Raw genomic sequence first — 17,374 nt, forward strand, 5'->3', positions numbered from 1 at the left:
GTCCGCTGCCGACCGAGGCTCGGCCGCCAGCGTGGCATTCGGCGAAGTCGCCCAATCGACACCTCCGTTCGACCAGCGCCGCTCGAGCGGAGCCACAACGGTCAATTCGTACAGGTGAGTTGCGGCCAGCGGCGGCGCTGCTCGTTCCATAGATCCTTGACGCACTGGGTGAACCCTGGCCGGCGCCTTGTTCTGCTGCGTCAACTGGGTTGCTGGCACTGGCCGATGGGGCGCGAAGCGGCCTGCGAGTCGAGTCATTCGACTACGGATGGTGATGGTAATGTCACTTGGCGGTGCCGGCCGCGATGTGTCACGGCCCGAAAGGCCTCAACGGAGGCAGGAGCCCGGGCACTTCTGTGCCGGCCCATTGGTCGTCAACAGGAAGGCAGACGTGGTGAGCGACGAGAACGCGCGGCTGATCTACGGCCAGGGAGAAGAGGCGTGCCCCGAGGGAAGCTTCTGCCTCTACCGTGCCACCAACTTCAACATCGGTCAGACCCCGGGGGTCGGTGACAAGATCCTGGCCATTCCGGTGGGCTCGCACGTCAACGACTTCTCCGTGTACGGCTTCGACCACGGCGCGGACGGGGTGAGCAGCGTCGTCAACCGCACCGACGAAGACAACGCGCTCTTCTCGGCCGCCGACCAGCGGGGCCACTCGCTGCCGGTGGACCGCAGGTCCGCGATCGCGGACCTGCGGCGGATCGCGATGGCCGACAGTCCGAACGGCACCTGGAACGACCAGCCGCAGTCGGCGCTGGCGGCTCCCTTCCTGGGGAACCTGATCGTCGAGCAGTCCTTCCTGAGCAAGTGGCAGGACTGGGAGACCCAGAAGTGGATCTACTCCTACCGGATCACGGTGCGCGCCGCCGAGACGCGCGTCGTGAAGTGGGCGCTCGGCTTCGGTGACCTGCCGGACGGAACCTCCCTGTACAAGGGTTTCACCGATGTCTTCTGGGGTCAGATCCTGCGGGACGGCACCGAGGGCAGCGTCCTGCTCGGTTCCCCGGCGGGCGGTGGACACACCATCGACCCCGGCACCGACCTCGCCATCGACATCCAGGTCCTCTACGCGAAGGAGAGCCCCGCCCAGGAACACCTCACCAGCCTGAACGCCCAGCAGCTGGGCTGAGCGCAGGCGCCACCGAACCACCCGGCCGCGGGCCGTTCCCTGCTGGGGGCGGCCCGCGCGCCATTGGCCAACTCTGGTTCACCGCACGGCAATCGACTCGCGGATCAGGTTTCGTGCGGCGCGTTCCTGGCGAACTATTCCCACCATGGGCCTGTCTCCGGTTGCCGGTCATCCTCCCGTCGCTGTCTTCCGTGAGCCCCGGGCCGGGCGGCCCGTTCCGGCGCTGGGCCCGCGGGTCGCTGCCGAAGCGGGGCGGGCGGCGCGCGTGCTGGCGGGGGTGGCGACCCATGCCCGGCCGGTCGAGCGGACCGCCGCGCTGCGGGAAGCCGCCGTGGTGGCGGGCGAGTTGGTGGCCGCGCTGACGGCACTGGCTCCGCCCGTGTCCGGTGAGGAGGTTCCCGCGGAGTCGACCAGTCAGTCGTACTTCCGGGTCCGCGAGGTGGAGCTGTCCGACCAACAGGCCGCCCTGCACGGCGCCCTGGTCGTCCACCGCGGTCTGGAGGACCTCTGCGAGGCGCCGCTGTCGGGCGCCGACCTGGCGCTGGAGGTCGCCGGAATGCGGCAGGCGGTGCTCGATCTCACCGGCGCGGGGTCGGCCGCCCCCGGCGCCCTCCCGCCGGTGAACGTCCCCGAGCCCGGTGCGGGGGCGCCGCTGGAGAGGGTGTGGAGCGCCCGGTGGCTCATCGGGCACCAGGTCCACGTCCTGTTCAACGTCTGCGCCGCAGTGGCCGTGGCCGAGGCCACCCGTCAGCTGCGGCGCGGCGACGTCGAGGCCGCACTGGGACGGCTGGCGGACGCGACGGCGTACGTGCGCGGCTTCCCGGCGGCCATGAACCACGCCAGTACGATCCCGGCCGACCACTACATGGCGGAGATCCGCCGGACCATGGCGCCGCCGTCGACCGACATTCCGCTCAGCGGGCGCCAGCACCGCGGATACAAGCTGTTCCGGGCGGCAATGAAGGACCTGCTGACGGCGGTACCCGACTCCTACGAGCAACTGGCCGCCCGCGACCAGGAGTTGGCCGAGGCGAGGGGCGCTCTCCTGGAAGCGGACATCGTGGACGCCGAACGGCACGTCACCCTCGCGTACGCGATGGTGCACCTGCGCCGTTCCATCGCCCAGCGGCCGGAAGGCCCCGACAACGCCGTCGCCGAGCTACGGCTCATGCGCCATCGCCGCGCGGCCCAGTACGCGCCTCTGATCCTGTTCGGGGACCACTACGTCGCCGACGCCGTCGCCGCCCTGCGGCACTCGTGAGCCCGGCCGCCCACCCTTCGTCAGCAGGAGGCCTGATGCCCGGCACCACACAACACACCCCGGTCGCAGCCGACTTGAACCTGGACCCGGCCGACGCCACCACGTGCGAGCGCCTGGCCCGCACCCTGTGCACCGGCGGGTGCGAAGCGGTCGACAGCCCTGAGTGGGTGGCACGCGCCCGGGACGCGAGCGACGAACTCCCGCTGCCACTGCGCCGCGCGCTACGCCGCTTCCGCCGGCACTCCGGTCCGCACGGCACCCTGCTGATCGGCGGCCTGCCCGTCGATCAGCCCGCCCTGCCTCCGACACCGGCCGTACCCGGCTCGGTCCAGCGCCGGGCCACCGTCCCGGCCGCGCTGCTCGCCATGGTGGCCTGCGGACTCGGCGAGCCGCACGCCTACCTGGCCGAGAAGTCCGGCGCCCTCGTGCAGGACGTCGTGCCCGTACCGGGGCAGGAGTCCTTCCACGGCAACGCCGGGTCGGCGCCGCTGTCCTTCCACAGCGAGAACGGCTTCCACCCCCACCCGCCCGACTACGTGGTCTTCCTGTGCCTGCGCGCCGACCACGACCGGACCGCCGGCCTGCGCGTCGCGGGCATCCGTCAAGCGCTGCCGCTCCTGACCCCGGCCGGCCGCGAGGCCCTGTTCGCGCCGGAGTTCCGCACCGCACCGCCGCCCTCCTTCGGCCCCGGGGCGAGCGGGGCCGAACCCGAGCCCCGACCGGTCCTGTCCGGAGCGGCCGAGGACCCCGACATCCACATGGCCCAACTCGTCACCACCCCGCTCACCCCTCGGGCCGCCGCCGCGCTGGCCGAGTTCGGCCGCGCCGTCGAGGCGACCGCCCGCACCCTGTACCTGACACCCGGCGACCTGGTCGTCCTCGACAACCGCGTCACGGTCCACGGCCGCACCGCCTTCCAGCCCCGCTACGACGGAGCGGACCGCTGGCTGCACCGCACCTACGTCACCACCGACCTGCGCCGCTCCCGTGACCACCGCCCCGACGACGGCCACGTACTCGCCCGCTGAGCAGCCCTTCCGTCAGCAGCAGCCGTGCCACTGGTAGTCGGTCGGGACCGCAAGCCCGGGCTCGCGGTCCTCGCTGCTCACGGCGGCGGTGGTGGCGGAGTGGATGGTGGTGCCCTGCTTGATGGTCTCGGCGACCGTGATGTCCTTGATCTCGTCCGGCGCGATCGTCAGGGGGTTCGCGGAGAGGATCACCAGGTCGGCGAGCTTGCCGACCTCGATGCTGCCCTTGCGGTCCTGCTCGAAGTACTGGTGGGCGGCGTGGATGGTGATGGACTTGACCGCGTCCAGGGCGGAGACGCACTGTTCGGGCCCGAGGACGACCTGGTCGGTGCGGGTGCGGCGGGTGACCTGGCTGGAGAGGATGGCGATCGAGTTCGGGAGGGCCACCGGGGCGTCGTGGTGCGAGGTGTAGATCATCTGCCGGTCGACGGCCCACCGGGCGGGGGAGATGTTCGCGGCCCGCTCCTCGCCGAGGACGGTCTTGCGGTACCAGTCGCCCCAGTAGTAGGTGTGCATGGAGAAGAAGGACGGGATGACGCCCAGGCGGGCGAACGCCTCGATCTGGTCCTCGCGGGCGGTCTGGGCGTGGATCGCCACCGTCCGCCGGTCGCCGGGTCCGGCCTCTTCGGTGGCGGCCCCGACCGCCTCGACGAACTGGTCGATCGCGGCGTCGCCGTTGACGTGCGCGAGCACCTGCCAGCCCCGGGCGTACGCGGTGCACACCTGGTCGAGGACGACCTTGGGGTCGTCGATGGTGGGGTAGCCGCGGTAGCCCTCGGGGGTGCCCGTCGGCCGCTCCTGGTAGGGCTCGGTGAGCCAGGCGGTCCGGCCCTGCGGGGAGCCGTCCAGGTACATCTTCACCCCGGCCGCCCGCACTCCCCGGTGGTACTCCTGGCTCGCGCCGACCGGGTCCTCCTCCAGCGAGGCCGTCGCCTCGTCGGCCCGGGCGTAGGCGACGACGTCGATCTTGAACGGTACGAGGGCGGCGGCGTCCCGCAGGGCCTTCAGGTTCTTCAGCGTGGCACCGCCCTCCTGGACGGTCGTGAAGCCGAAGCTCGCGGCCGACGTCACGCCCTTGCTGAAGAGCGCGGCCAGGGCGGTCAACGGCAGGCCGGCGGTGGCCTTTTCGGAGGCGGGGGTGAAGGCGGTCTCCTCCAGCACGCCGTCGGGCTCGCCGTCGGGTCGGCGACGGATGACGCCGCCGGCCGGATCGTCCGTGTCCCTGGTGTAGCCCAACTTCTTGAGGCCGAGGCTGTTCACCGCCCCGAGGTGGAACGACTGGTGGATGGCCAGCACCGGCCGGGTGGTGGACACCTCGTCCAGATCCTCGCGGGTGGGGTGGAGGCCTTCGGCGAGCATGGCGTCGTCGTAGCCGAACCCGATGATCCACTGGGAGAAGGCGCCCACCGGGGTCTTCGCCCACGCGCGCAGCTTCGCCTGGAGCGAGGCGATGTCGGTGACGTCGCCGTCCGGGGCGGCCAGCAGGTTGGCGAGGGTGGCCTGCAGCCCGATGCCGCCCAGGTGGCCGTGGGCGTCGATGAACCCGGGCAGCAGCGCGCGGCCGGCGAGGTCGCGCACCTGCGTGCGCGGCCCCTGCCAGCGGCTGACGGCCTCCTGGTAGTCGCCGACGTGGACGATGACACCGTCCTTGACGACCACCGCCTCGGGGCGCGGGTCGGACTCCCGGGAGTCCGCGGCGACCGTCACGATCTCTCCGCCGTGGAAGATGACATCGGCCTCGTCGTACGGTGCCGCAGCCTGCACATCGCCAGCGTCCGTCGCCCCTGCCGGCTGACCGCTCATTCCGGATCCCTTCTGTCGCCTACGTTCGGTGCCCGCTTGCCTACCCAGGGCGATCGGTTCGCGAACCCGGCGGTCACCGGCTCGTTGACGCCAGCGAAGATCGATGGGCCACCTGAGGCGGCGTCAGGACGGCGAACCAGAGGTAGGACGCCGAACTGCGGCCTCACCCACCGCCGTTGTCGAGAGACCCGCGGTCAGCGGTCCGACACCCAGTGCCTGACGCGCTCGATCACGCCGTCCGGGTCGGGAGCGGTCGCATGGACGACGAACTCCGCGTAGGCCGGATCGGCGATCGGCAGACCGGGCAGCGGATGCTCCCGCAGCCGCGCGACGAGGAACCCCGCGGCCAGCAGGTCACGGGACTTCTCCTCGTCGACGGCGGCCTTCTCCGCGTGCCAGTAGGACCCGTCGTACTCCACGGCCAGCTTCCGGCCGTCGCAGAGGTCGACCGTGATGTCGACGTGCCACACGCCGCGCCGGACGAACGCGTCATGGCGTACGGCCTGACCGGACGAGGCCTTGCCGAACGCGCGTTCCGCGGCCGCGTGGTGGTCGAGCTCGATCCGGGACTTGCCGTGTTCCCTGCACTCGGGGCAGCCGCTGCCGGCGGCGCGGGAGGCCAGGGGCGCCTGCCACACGTGCGTCGGGTCGGCGGTGCACTCCCACGTCGGGACGAAGGCCGTCTGCCCACTGGGCCGAACGTGCCAGGCCGAGAGCGGGTTCACGGGCGACCACTCGGCGGCGAGTTCGGGGAAGTGGAACGCGAGCGAGTCGAGGATCGTGCGGCACTCGGGGCAGCGCAGCCGCTGTCCCTTGTCCCGCTGCTCCGGCGTGTCCTGCCACTCGTGGCCGCAGCCCGGATCCTGCCACCACACCGTTCTGCGCGACCTGGGGGAGAGCTTGGCCAGGGTGATGCGGGCGTTGCGGGTCGGGTGCCACTGGGAGGCGATCTCCGGGCTGATCCGGAACGGGGCGGGATCGGTGGCGGCGACTTCCAGCCGGGCGGTGCGGGTCTCCTGGCTCCGGCAGGAGGGGCAGCCCGAGCGCAGGTAGGTGTACGGGGATATCCGCGGGTGGTGTCCCTGCGGGCAGCGGAACCGCCGCAGGGGTCCGAGCTCGGCGACGGTGACGGTGCGGGGGTCCTCGTCGTCGGCCCACGCGGCGAGCAGTTCGGGCACATCGGCGACCGGCGTCACCTGGTAGCGCTCGTACTCCGCCTGCCACTCGGCGCGGCGCTTCGGTTCGCACGTCGGGCACTGCGCCCGGTGGATCATGTCGTGGACCCGGGCGGTGAACCGCAGGCCGCAGTCGGGGCAGCGCCAGGCCGCCTCCCGGCGGGCCGTGACGGTGACGGTCTCCCATTGCGCGAGGTCGTTCGCCTCGTGGTCCCACCACGCGAGGAGCGGCAGCCCGGAGTCCTTCAGCAGGGCCCGCTGCTTCTGCCCGGGCGGGTTGGGCGTCTGGCGGGCGCGGCTCGGGTTGGTCTGGCAGCGGCAGCCGAACGCGATGTCCCCCAGCCGTTCGGCGGCAAGGCGGCCGCAGTACGTGCAGCGGACGTGGTGGGGGTCGTCGGCGTAGGACGGGGTGGTCAGCGCCGCCAGGTGGTCGTAGCCGTGCTTCTGCGCGTGTTCCCTCGCCTGCGCCACGGGAACCGGCGTCAGGTCCGCGTAGGCGCCGTGGCGCCGTCGTTCGTCCTGCGCCCACCGGCGCCAGTAGCACGCCCGGCACGTCGCCTCGTCCTCCCCGTTCTTGGCGACGGTGTACTCGAAGCGGTAGTGAGCCTCGCAGCCGCACGTCAGACACCTGGTCAGGCGCCAGGCCGTCGGCTTGGTGAAGGGCTCCAGCGGCTCCAGTCCGCCGGCGCGAAGGATGCCGGTGATGTGCTCGTCGCACCAGGCGTCGCGCGAACGCGTCCGGTACGCGGAGGGCTGGGAACAGCCGGCATCCGCACAGAGCTGAACCGGCTTCCGGGGCGATGACGTAGGGCTCACCTGCCGGATTCTCCCATGCGTGCTTGCCGTTCTCCCGGGCCGGGTCCGCGTCGTGCGTCCACGACCCTTGACGGGCGGAGCTACCGGAGACCGGTCGCGGTCCGGACGAGGTCGGCCACGGCCCGGGACCGGCTGTGCGGCGGCCAGGCGATCACGGTGGTGACCTTCGGCGCATCCAGCACGGGCACGGTGGCGAGGTCACCGGGCAGTTGGGCCCGGCTCGACTCCGGTGAGACCGCGCACGCCCGGCCGAGCGCGACGAGTTGCAACAACTGCGCGTGGTCGCGGACCTGCGGGCCGGGGCCGGGCGGGTAGCTGCCGTCCGGGCTGGGCCAGCGCGGCAGGGGCAGGCCCGGCAGGTCGGTGATGTCGGCCATGTGCACGTGGGGCCGGACGGTGAGCGGATGCCCGGCCGGAAGGACCACGACCTGGCCCTCCGTGCCGAGTTCCTCGGTGTGGAACCCGGCCGTCGAGTCGAACGGGCGGTGCAGCAGCGCCACGTCGGCCCGGCCCTCGCGCAGCAGTCGTGCCTGCTCGGCCGGGCCGCACAGGATGACGTCGACGGTGGCGGCGCCGGGTTCGGCGGCGTACGCGTCCAGCAGCTTCGCCAGCAGTTCGCGGGACGCGCTGGCCTTCGTGACCAGCACCAGGCCGGGGCGGCCGGCCGAGGAGAGGGCGGCGCGGCGGGTCCGGCGCTCGGCCGCCTCCACCGCGTCGAGGGCCGCCCGGCCCTCGGCCAGCAGCACCGAGCCGGCCTCGGTCAGTGTGACGGTGCGGCTGGTCCGGTCCAGCAGCGCTGCCCCGAGCCGGCGTTCGAGCTGGCGGATCGCCCGGGACAGCGGCGGCTGTGCGATCCCGAGCCGCTGCGCGGCGCGCCCGAAGTGCAACTCCTCGGCGACAGCGACGAAGTAGCGCAGTTCCCTGGTCTCCATCCGGCCACGGTACTCCGGATGCTGCGGATCAATACCCGGAGGGTATCGCTGCCCACCCGATCGGTCTTGGACCCCCGCCGGGGTCCGGGAGCAGCATGGTCCCCATGAGCGAACGAACGATTGCGCTGGTCACCGGCGCGAACAAGGGAATCGGCTACGAGATCGCCGCGGGCCTGGGCGCCCTCGGCTGGAGCGTCGGCGTCGGCGCCCGCGACGAACAGCGCCGCGGGGCCGCGGTGGAGCGGCTGCGCGCGGCCGGCGTCGACGCCTTCGGCGTACCGCTGGACGTGACCGACGACGCGAGCGCGACCGCCGCCGCGCGGCTGATCGAGGAACAGGCGGGGCGCCTCGACGTGCTCGTCAACAACGCCGCCATCACGGGCGGCATGCCCCAGGAGCCCACCCGCGTCGACCCCGCCACCATCCGCACGGTCGTGGAGACCAACGTCATCGGCGTCATCCGCGTCACCAACGCGATGTTGCCGCTGCTGCGCCGCTCCGCCTCACCGCGGATCGTGAACATGTCCAGCGGCGTCGGCTCCCTCACCCGGCAGTCGGGGACGGCCAGTGAGCTGACCGTCGGTCCGGTGGCCGCGGCGTACTCGCCGTCGAAGACGTTCCTGAACGCCGTCACCCTGCAGTATGCCCGGGAGTTGAGCGGCACGAACATCCTGATCAACGTCGCCTGCCCCGGCTACGTCGCGACCGACCTCAACGGCTTCCAGGGCGTGCGCACCCCGGAACAGGGCGCCGCGATCGCCATCAAACTCGCGACCCTGCCCGACGACGGCCCGACCGGCCGGTTCTTCGAGGACGCCGGCGAAGTGCCCTGGTGAGCTGAACGGCAGTCATCGCGGGGCAGCGGGGATATTCGGTCCCGGTGATGCCGCCGCTGTCGCTACCCTTCGGCCATGACCGAGGCATCCCGTCCCGTCCGCGTCCGTTTCGCTCCGAGCCCCACCGGCATGTTCCACGTCGGCGGCGCCCGCTCGGCCCTGTACAACTGGGCGACGGCGCGACAGCAGGGCGGCACGTTCGTCCTGCGGATCGAGGACACCGATGCCGCCCGCAACCGGCCCGAGTGGACGCAGGGCATCATCAGCGCCCTCGCCGCGATCGGCATCCACGACGGCGACCCGGCCTTCGAGGGCCCGCACTTCCAGTCCGCGGGCGTCGAGCGGCACCGCGCGGCCGCCGAGAAGCTGCACGCGGCCGGCCGGGCGTACTACTGCGACTGCACCCGCGAGCAGCTCGCCGAGCGCACGGGCTCGACCCAGCTCGGGTACGACGGGTTCTGCCGCGGGCGGGGCCTCGGATTCGCGCAGGGCCGGGCCCTGCGTTTCCGCACGCCGGACGAGGGCGCCACCGTCGTGGTGGACCTGATCCGCGGCGAACCGTCGTTCCCGAACCCGGCCATCGAGGACTTCGTGATCGCCCGGGGCGACGGCAGCCCCGTGTTCCTGCTCGCGAACGTCGTCGACGACCTCGACCAGGGCATCACCCAGGTCATCCGCGGCGAGGAGCACCTGTCCAACACCCCCAAGCAGCAGCTGCTCTGGGAAGCGCTCGGCGCCGTCCCGCCGGTGTGGGCGCACCTGCCGGTGATCGTCAACGAGAAGCGGCAGAAGCTCTCCAAGCGACGGGACAAGGTCGCGCTGGAGGACTACCTGGCCGAGGGCTATCTGCCCGAGGCCGTGGTGAACTACCTGATGCTGCTCGGGTGGGGGCCCAAGGACGACCTGGAGATCCGGCCGTACGCCGAACTGGAGCAGCTGTTCCGGGTGGAGGACGTGAACGCCGCCTCCGCGTTCTTCGACGTGGCGAAGCTGCGCGCCTTCAACGGCGAGTACCTGCGGGCGATGGCGGTGGAGGACTTCACCGCCGCGTGCTCGCCGTGGCTCACCGGCCCGGAGGTGCCGTGGGCGGCGGAGGACTTCGACGCGCGGGCGTTCGCCGCGCTCGCCCCGCTGGCGCAGTCCCGGATCGCGCTGCTCGGCGAGATCGTCCAGCAGGTCGACTTCCTGTTCCTGCCGGAGCCGGTTCGGGACGAGGCGTCCTGGGCGAAGGCCATGAAGGACAAGGACGGCGCGGCCGGCCTGCTGCGCACCGCTCGGGAGCGGCTGGCCGCGGCGGGGGAGTGGCGGGCGGGCGTGCTGCGCGCGGAGCTGGAGGCGGTGGCGGCCGAGCACGGGCTGAAGCTGGGCCGGGCGCAGGCGCCGGTGCGGGTCGCGGTGACCGGCCGGACGGTGGGCCTGCCGCTGTTCGAGTCGCTGGAGGTGCTGGGCCGCGAGCGCACCCTGGCCCGGCTGGACGCCGCCGTGGAGCGGCTCGCCTGACGGCCGGTCGGCAGGCTGCTGTCCGTGCGCCGGAACTTCCGGGGCGCGGGCAGCTCAGTGCCGGGGGCCGGGTGGGGTGGGGCGGAGTGCCATGTAGCCGTCCAGCGGCGCGAAGCCGAGGGCGTGGTAGAGCGGCGCGCCGGCTTCGGTGGCGCGCAGCTCGATCGAGCCGCATCCGGCCGCCTTGAGCGCGTCGATCAGGGCGGTGGTGACGGCGCGGGCGTGGCCGCGGCGCCGGTGCGCGGGGTCGGTGGCCACCGTGTGGATGCGGCCCCACAGCCCGGTCGGGTGGGTCGGGCCGAGGTAGCCGCGGTAGACGATGCCGAGGGCGCAGGAGGCGAGCGTGTGCTCGTCGGCGGGGACGACGTAGGCGAGCAGGCTCGGGTCGGTGCCGAGGCGGGCGCGCATGTCGTCGCGGAAGGTCGAGCGCCACGCGTCGGTGAGCCGGGCGCCGTCGAGGACCGCGACGCGCAGGCGCAGCAGCTCGTCGGCGTCACCGGGGGCGGCGGGGCGAACGGGGGGAGTGGTCACGGGGGTTCCTCCAGGATCGAGCTCAGCGGGACGGGCGGTGCGCTCAGGCCGGCCGGCCCACGGTGGAGAGCGGGCGGCCGTGCGCGATCTCGGAGAGGGCGTGTGCGGTGGAGGACACGATGCCGGCCGGCAGGTGGTCGAGCGGCCACCAGCGCAGTTCCTCGCACTGGTGGGGCTCGGCGTTCGCCGCGCTCCAGGTGCCCGGCCGTTCTCCAGGCATCCACGTGCTGGAGAAGTAACTCTCTGAGCATGCGGGAATTATGGATGGTCCGGGGCGTTGGTCCGTTGACTTCTACGAGATGGTGGGGGCGGTTCCGTTTGTCGCCGGCTCGATGGCCGGCGCACCGGTGCGGACGCTGCGCCCCGTCGTCGAAAGCCCCTGGGCGCTCGCCGTTTCGACGTCCGACCCGCTCGCGGCCAAGACCCGCGTCGAACCGGCCGACCTGCAGGCCGCCCGGCTCGTCGCGCGCCCCCAGCCCGGTTCCGGCGGGAGCGGCCACATCGGTGGTGTCGGCAGGTGCGGTTCCGACCGGAGGCCTTCGTCCGGGCCGCGGCCGGCGAGCCAGGCGAGGAGCGTGCGGCCGGGGCCGGCCGCGGTGGGGCCGGTGGGTGCGAGTGTCCAGGAGCGGTCGAGGTCGGTCGCTTCGAAGCGAGCCACGGGGAAGTCGTGTGCGGCCAGAGTGGCGATGGTCTCGTCGAGTGCCCAGGTGACGTAACCGGTGGGCCAGTCGACGGTGGTGTAACCGAGCTTCAGGTCGACGTGGTGGGTTTCGAGTTCGCGCCGGGCACGGTGGAGGGTGTACCAGGCGGGGTGTCGCCATCCCGCGAGGGCGGTGACCAGGGTGGGCCAGCGGTCGGAGGGCATCGCTGCGGCCTCGTCGAGCAGTCGGGTCAGGCTGCCGCGCAGGTCCGCGACGAGCTCGGCGGCGCCGCGACCGGCGCCGTCCCGCAGCGCGCGGTCCAGGGCGGCGGCGTCGGCCCGTGCTCCGGGTTCGATGCCGGTGCGAGCGAGGGCCAGCAGCCATCGGTAGACGTCGGCGCTACGCGCCAGGTGCGTGATGACGTGCCCACGGCTCCATCCGGGAAGCGCGGACGGCTCGCGGGCAGTCACGTCCGTCAGGGCGTCGAGGCCGGCAGCCAGGCACGCGGCCGAGCTGCGGACGTCGTGGAGGAGAGCGGCGATGTCGGCCGGATCGAGGTCGGTACTGGTGGTCATGGGTCGGTAGGTTACGGCCGGCCGGTCAGCAGGTGGCCGATGGCCGCGATGCCCTCGGCGATGGCTCGTTCGCCTACGTTGCCGAAGCCGAGGACGAGTTGCGCCGGCGCGGTGGCGTGTGAGGCCCGGTGGGCGCTCATGCCGTAGAGGCGGACGGACCGTTCGCGGGCGGCAGTGACGATGTGGTGTTCGTCGGCGCCCGCGGGCAGGTGGGCGACGGTGGCGGACGCCTTCGGGGGCAAGGAGGGGGCGCAGTGCGGCCGTCGCCGGATTCACTCGTTCGGTTGGTCGGCTGGCCGGCCAGGTTTCGGGTGGCGGTCGCCCGGCGGCTCGGTCTCGGCGGGAGATACTTGACATACTCAACCATCCAGGCCTACCGTCGAGATGCTTGAGGCCATTAACCATCGACGGCTTCAAGGAATCCGGAAGGACCGTGCGCCACCCATGACCACCACACCCGCCCCCACCGCCGCCACCAGCACGGTCGACGCGCCCGCCGTGGTCGCCCGCCTGCGCGCCGTGTTCACCAGCGGCCGGACCAAGCCGCTCGCCTGGCGCCAGGCGCAGCTCGCGGCGCTGCGCTCGCTGCTCACCGAGCAGACCGAGGCGCTCCAGCAGGCCCTGCACGCCGACCTCGGCAAGAGCGCGGCCGAGGCGTACCGGACCGAGATCGGCTTCACGCTGAACGAGCTCGACCACACGGTGGCCCACCTGGAGGAGTGGCTGCGGCCCAGGCCCGCCGCCGTGCCGGAGTTCTTCCGGCCGGCCGAGGCCCGGGTGGTGCGCGACCCGCTCGGCGTGGTGCTGGTCATCGCGCCGTGGAACTACCCGCTGCAGCTCGCGCTCGCCCCGCTGGTGGGCGCCCTGGCCGCCGGGAACGCGGCCGTCCTCAAGCCCAGCGAGCTCGCCCCCGCGACCTCTGCCGCCATCGCCCGGCTGCTGCCCCGCTACCTCGACCCGGAGGCGGTGGCGGTGGTCGAGGGCGCCGTCCCGGAGACCACCGCGCTGCTGGAGCAGCGCTTCGACCACATCTTCTACACCGGCAACGGCGCGGTCGGCCGGATCGTCATGGCGGCGGCCGCCCGGCACCTGACCCCGGTCACCCTGGAGCTGGGCGGCAAGAGCCCGGTCGTGGTCGAGCCCGACGCGGACCTCGCGGTCACCGCGCAGCGGATCGTCCGCGGCAAGTTCCTCAACGCCGGCCAGACCTGCGTCGCCCCGGACTACGTCCTCGCCGTCGGCGGGAGCGCCACCGCCCTGGAGCAGCACCTGGCCGATGCCGTCCGCGACCTGTACGGCGAGGACCCGGCGGCCAGTGCCGAGTACGGACGGATCGTCAACGAGCGGCACTTCGACCGGCTCGCCGCGCTCCTGGACGACGGACGGACCGTCGTCGGCGGCGCCCACGACCGCGCCGGCCGCTACATCGCCCCGACCGTCCTCGCGGACGTCTCCCCCGAGGCGCCGGTGATGCGGGAGGAGATCTTCGGCCCGATCCTGCCGGTCGTCGCCGTGCCCGACCTCGACGCGGCGATCGCCTTCATCAACGAGCGCGACAAGCCGCTCGCCCTGTACGCCTTCACCGAGTCCGAGCGGACCAAGCAGCGGCTCACCGAGGAGACCTCCTCCGGGGCCCTCACCTTCGGGCTGCCGGTCTCCCACCTGGCCATGCCCGAGCTGCCGTTCGGCGGCGTCGGCGAGAGCGGCATGGGCCGCTACCACGGCGAGTACTCCATCGACACCTTCAGCCACACCAAGGCCGTCGTCGACAAGCCCCTCGGCTGAGCCCGACCCTGTCGGGAGCTCCCCGCGACACAGCCGTCCGGAGGGAGCGCGGACGGCCCCGCACGGAACCGGAGGGCTCGGGGTTCACGTGCGGGGCCGCGGTCACGGGGAGGGGGACGGTCAAGGGGAGGGGGGCGGTCAGACTCCGGTCATGGTGAAGGTGCCCGTGCCGTCCTGCCGGCCGCCGGAGTACTGGCGGATCAACTCGCCGTCCGCGTACCGGTCGTAGCCCACCATGGAGCCGGTGTACTTGTTCTGCAGGCCGACCTTCGAGCTGCCGGGGACGTCGCGGTAGACGTAGAACCGCTGGAGGTCGTCCTCGCTGCAGTTGGCCGTCGTCAGGTAGGCCTGCTCCTGGTTGGCGATGTTCGCCGGGATGGTCGCGCAGCCGCCGTTGCCCCAGTTCCACAGGGTCGCCTCGAGCACCCCGTTGTTCTCCGTCACGTTGCACAGCCGCCAGTTGTCCAGGTGGGCGCTGAAGAAGGTGGACTCGCGCAGGCGGATGCCGTCGTTGGCCAGGAGCGGTGCGCTCCAGTTCAGCGGCCTGCCGGGGACGTCGATCCGGTAGGCGCCGGGCGTGCAGTTGAGGGCGGCGGCGGCCAGCGCGCCGCTGCCGGCGGCCTCGGGCCGGCCGGCGGACGGGGCGCCGACGGTGGCGGCCGACTGCTGCGCGAGACGGTCCTGGGTCTGCTTCTCGGTCGGCGCCACCGCACCCGCCGGGTGCTCGGCCCGCGCGGCGGGCGAGCCGCAGTCGAGCAGGAACTTCGCCTTGGCCATGATGCTGTTGGCGGGCACCGCGTCCTCGCAGCGCACCGCGCCTTCCTCGAGGGTGGTGTAGGTGGTGAAGCTGCCGGTGCCGGGCCCGTCGATCCACTTCAGCGCCCAACTGCCGTCGCCCTGCTGGGTGCGGTTGCAGTTGAGGCTGCCGTACGTGCCGGTGACCTTCTTCGTGCCCTTGTAGACGCCGTAGTAGCCGGGCTGGTTGAAGTTCCAGTTGACCGTGCTCGACTCGCTGCTGGTGGAGGTGTAGTTGACCTGGACGTTCAGCCCCAGGGTCGCGGCGACGGTGCCGAGGACCTGGTTGCCGAAGGTGCCCGTCACGCTGCCGTTGAGGCCCACGGTGACCGAGATGGAGGTCTGGGTGGTGGTGGTGACGCTCTGGCTGCCGGTGCTGCCCTGGGTGACGTACCAGCCCTTGAAGTGGGTGATCGTCGGGGACACCTCGGTGGTCTTGATGTACGGGAGCCGGGTGCCGAGGTCGGCCACCGTACAGGTGTCGCCGAGCCGGGGCGCCGCCGTGGCGGCGGGCGCCGCGGCCGCCGGTGAGGCGGCGAGGCCCACGGCGGTGACCGCCCAGGCGGCCGCCGTGGCGGTCACCGTCAGGAGGGAACTGCCGAGGCGGCCGGCGGGTCGTACGGAACGCAACATTATTCGTTTCCCCTTGGTCGTGTATATGTCAGGTCAAGAATGGGGGTGGTGACCGTGGGGAGGGTGGTGTCAGGTCGGAATTGGCCACGAACGATCGTGGAGGGGCTCATTCCCCCCGGGTGGCGCCGCGGTGGGCCGATTTCCGGGCGGTCGCGCGGTGGCGGGCGGGGCGAAGGTTGGCAGGATGCTGTCCGCTTGGCAGCATCCTGTCCATGAGGATCGAGCCGTGACGAGCGCACACACCAGCCCGGCCGCGGTGTCCGCCACGGGGCAGCCGGAGCAGGCCACCACCACGCCGGAGGCGAGCCGGGCCCGGTGGCGCCAGGTCCGGGAGCACCTGAACCGCAGCCGCTTCGCGTTGACGCAGCTGGCCGTGGCCGGCCGGGATCCCGAGGAATTCGCCCCCGGTGGCCGGGTGTTGGCGCGCAGGCACTGGATCCCGGAGACGCCCGTACCCCTGGACCAGGTCCGGTTGCGGTGGCAGGAGCAGACGCCCGTAGCCCCGATCGACGGCAGCGGTCCTGAGCTGGACGCCACCCGCGCCCGGCGGGCGGACGGCACCCCGTACACCTTCTACGCCGAAGCCGTTCGCGACCTGGCCAAGCCGCGGCTGTTCGAGAACCGGGGCTGCTACCGGCTGTTGGCGGTGGCGGAGGATGCCGCCGGGCCGACGCTCACCTTCGGCCGCGGCCAGTACTTCGATGTCATCAACGTCTGCGAGGCCGCGGCCCACGAGTATGCGGCCGCCGCCCTGGCCGCACCCGGCCGGCCGGTGACGGACCCGAGCGCCACGCCGTTTCGAACCGCCATCGGTGATCCCACCGACCTCGCCCGGCGGTCGGTCGTGGCCGCCGTCAGCACGCTCGCGATCCGTTACGACCGGCGGGCCGGCTCGGCGGAGTTCGTCCTGCACTGGCGCGACCCGGCGAAGGTCGCGAGCGGCGGCGGTCTCTTCCAGGTCATGCCGGTGGGAATGTTCCAGGCCTCCCACGACGCGCCGTGGAACGAGGCCAACGACTTCGACCTGTGGCGGGCCATCGTCCGCGAGCTCAGCGAGGAACTCCTCGGCAGCAGCGAGGACTACGGCAGCGACACCCACCCGATCGACTACGACGCCTGGCCGTTCCACCAGGCCCTGAACGCGGCCCGGGCGGCGGGGACACTGCGGGTGTTCTGGCTGGGGCTGGGCATGGACCCGCTCACGCTCGTCACCGACATGCTGACCGTCGCGGTGTTCGACGCCGAGCTGTTCGACGCGACCTTCGCGCGAATCGTCTCCACCAACGACGAAGGCCACCGTGTGCAGCTGGAGGACGGCACCGGGCACGCGGCGGGGATCCCGTTCACGGCCGACCAGGTGGAACGGCTGACCGTCAGGGAGCCGATGCAGCCGGCGGGAGCGGCGCTGCTCCAACTGGCGTGGCAGCACCGCGACGTGCTCCTGGGCACGGGCGGCTGAGCGGGGACGAGGGCGGGGACGAGGGCGCCCGCCCGTCGAGCAGGACGGGCGCGACGCCCGCGCGCTCCTGCCCGATCGCGTCGGTGGTGCGGGCCGCTACTTGAGCTCGAACAGCAGCGAGCGGACCTCGGTGCTGCCGGTGTTGTGCGTGGAGTGGTCCACGGCGGGGATCCACATCGCCTCGCCGGCCGCGAGCGAGGCCTCCATGGTTCCACCGGACTCGTCGGTGAAGGTGACCCTTCCGTCCGCGAGGTTGTAGACGAGGTTGTCGGGGTGGTGGTGCATGGCCGACCTGTCGCCGGGTTGGAGCCGGGCTTCGAGCAGCCGTACCCGATCGTTCTCGAAGAGGACCTTGTACACCTCGGGTGCCACCTGCGCAGCGTCACCTGTCACGGGAACCTCCTGGTTGAGGGGGCGAAGCGTCGTTCTTCCGACCTGCTGGCGACGCTAGCGCTGCGCAGATGGCCGTGCG

General features: G+C 72.5%; 16 protein-coding genes. 7 read left to right on the forward strand and 9 right to left on the reverse strand.

Features of this window, described 5'->3' with window-relative positions; all coding sequences use genetic code 11:
* Positions 1–394 precede the first annotated feature (394 nt).
* The 3 genes from AB2U05_RS33645 to AB2U05_RS33655 all read left to right on the forward strand — a co-directional run bounded on the left by AB2U05_RS33645 (position 395) and on the right by AB2U05_RS33655 (position 3,421).
* Entirely contained in the window at positions 395–1,132 is a 738-nt protein-coding gene (locus AB2U05_RS33645) for a peptidase inhibitor family I36 protein (protein WP_045703340.1), read from the forward strand.
* Between the two features lie 277 nt (positions 1,133–1,409).
* Positions 1,410–2,393: a hypothetical protein gene (locus AB2U05_RS33650; protein ID WP_369185293.1), complete on the forward strand. Its 984-nt coding sequence runs from the start codon at positions 1,410–1,412 to the stop codon at positions 2,391–2,393.
* A gap of 35 nt (positions 2,394–2,428) precedes the next feature.
* Positions 2,429–3,421, forward strand: a complete 993-nt coding sequence (locus AB2U05_RS33655) for a TauD/TfdA family dioxygenase (RefSeq protein WP_369185294.1) — start codon at positions 2,429–2,431, stop codon at positions 3,419–3,421.
* Between the two features lie 12 nt (positions 3,422–3,433).
* Here the strand turns inward: AB2U05_RS33655 and AB2U05_RS33660 are convergent, their stop codons facing one another.
* The 3 genes from AB2U05_RS33660 to AB2U05_RS33670 all read right to left on the reverse strand — a co-directional run bounded on the left by AB2U05_RS33660 (position 3,434) and on the right by AB2U05_RS33670 (position 8,147).
* Positions 3,434–5,185: an amidohydrolase gene (locus AB2U05_RS33660; protein ID WP_369185295.1), complete on the reverse strand. Its 1,752-nt coding sequence runs from the start codon at positions 5,183–5,185 to the stop codon at positions 3,434–3,436.
* 233 nt (positions 5,186–5,418) lie between these two features.
* On the reverse strand, positions 5,419–7,215 hold the full coding sequence (locus AB2U05_RS33665; protein ID WP_369185296.1) for a zinc-ribbon domain-containing protein: 1,797 nt from the start codon (positions 7,213–7,215) through the stop codon (positions 5,419–5,421).
* 80 nt (positions 7,216–7,295) lie between these two features.
* Positions 7,296–8,147, reverse strand: a complete 852-nt coding sequence (locus AB2U05_RS33670; protein WP_045703315.1) for a LysR family transcriptional regulator — start codon at positions 8,145–8,147, stop codon at positions 7,296–7,298.
* Between the two features lie 104 nt (positions 8,148–8,251).
* On the opposite strand from AB2U05_RS33670, the gene AB2U05_RS33675 reads away from it, so the two are divergent.
* Together AB2U05_RS33675 and gltX are read left to right on the forward strand one after the other, a co-directional pair.
* Positions 8,252–8,983, forward strand: coding sequence for an SDR family NAD(P)-dependent oxidoreductase (locus tag AB2U05_RS33675; protein WP_045703317.1), 732 nt, complete (start codon positions 8,252–8,254; stop codon positions 8,981–8,983).
* A gap of 129 nt (positions 8,984–9,112) precedes the next feature.
* The gene (gltX, locus tag AB2U05_RS33680) at positions 9,113–10,483 is read left to right on the forward strand and encodes a glutamate--tRNA ligase (protein WP_369186037.1); all 1,371 of its coding nucleotides are present in this window, start codon (positions 9,113–9,115) and stop codon (positions 10,481–10,483) included.
* 54 nt (positions 10,484–10,537) lie between these two features.
* Here the strand turns inward: gltX and AB2U05_RS33685 are convergent, their stop codons facing one another.
* From AB2U05_RS33685 to AB2U05_RS33700, 4 genes are all read right to left on the reverse strand, one after another.
* Positions 10,538–11,014: a GNAT family N-acetyltransferase gene (locus AB2U05_RS33685; RefSeq protein WP_369185297.1), complete on the reverse strand. Its 477-nt coding sequence runs from the start codon at positions 11,012–11,014 to the stop codon at positions 10,538–10,540.
* Positions 11,015–11,057: 43 nt separating this feature from the next.
* Positions 11,058–11,234, reverse strand: a complete 177-nt coding sequence (locus AB2U05_RS33690) for a hypothetical protein (protein WP_369185298.1) — start codon at positions 11,232–11,234, stop codon at positions 11,058–11,060.
* A 72-nt stretch (positions 11,235–11,306) separates the two neighbouring features.
* A complete protein-coding gene (locus AB2U05_RS33695) occupies positions 11,307–12,230 on the reverse strand; it encodes a maleylpyruvate isomerase family mycothiol-dependent enzyme (protein ID WP_369185299.1) in 924 nt (307 codons plus the stop codon).
* A gap of 11 nt (positions 12,231–12,241) precedes the next feature.
* The gene (locus AB2U05_RS33700; protein WP_369185300.1) at positions 12,242–12,472 is read right to left on the reverse strand and encodes a hypothetical protein; all 231 of its coding nucleotides are present in this window, start codon (positions 12,470–12,472) and stop codon (positions 12,242–12,244) included.
* Between the two features lie 202 nt (positions 12,473–12,674).
* Here AB2U05_RS33700 and AB2U05_RS33705 point away from each other — a divergent pair, with 202 nt between their 5' ends.
* Complete coding sequence (locus AB2U05_RS33705; protein WP_369185301.1) at positions 12,675–14,015, forward strand: aldehyde dehydrogenase family protein; 1,341 nt, start codon at positions 12,675–12,677, stop codon at positions 14,013–14,015.
* A 138-nt stretch (positions 14,016–14,153) separates the two neighbouring features.
* Here the strand turns inward: AB2U05_RS33705 and AB2U05_RS33710 are convergent, their stop codons facing one another.
* Positions 14,154–15,443 carry a hypothetical protein gene (locus AB2U05_RS33710; protein ID WP_369185302.1) on the reverse strand — a complete coding sequence of 430 codons (1,290 nt, stop codon included), beginning with the start codon at positions 15,441–15,443 and terminating at the stop codon, positions 14,154–14,156.
* Between the two features lie 226 nt (positions 15,444–15,669).
* On the opposite strand from AB2U05_RS33710, the gene AB2U05_RS33715 reads away from it, so the two are divergent.
* The gene (locus AB2U05_RS33715; RefSeq protein ID WP_369185303.1) at positions 15,670–16,902 is read left to right on the forward strand and encodes a hypothetical protein; all 1,233 of its coding nucleotides are present in this window, start codon (positions 15,670–15,672) and stop codon (positions 16,900–16,902) included.
* A gap of 96 nt (positions 16,903–16,998) precedes the next feature.
* Here the strand turns inward: AB2U05_RS33715 and AB2U05_RS33720 are convergent, their stop codons facing one another.
* A complete protein-coding gene (locus tag AB2U05_RS33720) occupies positions 16,999–17,295 on the reverse strand; it encodes a cupin domain-containing protein (protein ID WP_369185304.1) in 297 nt (98 codons plus the stop codon).
* Positions 17,296–17,374 lie beyond the last annotated feature (79 nt).

The organism is Streptomyces sp. Y1, from assembly GCF_041053115.1.
GTDB classification, from domain to species: domain Bacteria; phylum Actinomycetota; class Actinomycetes; order Streptomycetales; family Streptomycetaceae; genus Kitasatospora; species Kitasatospora rubellomurina.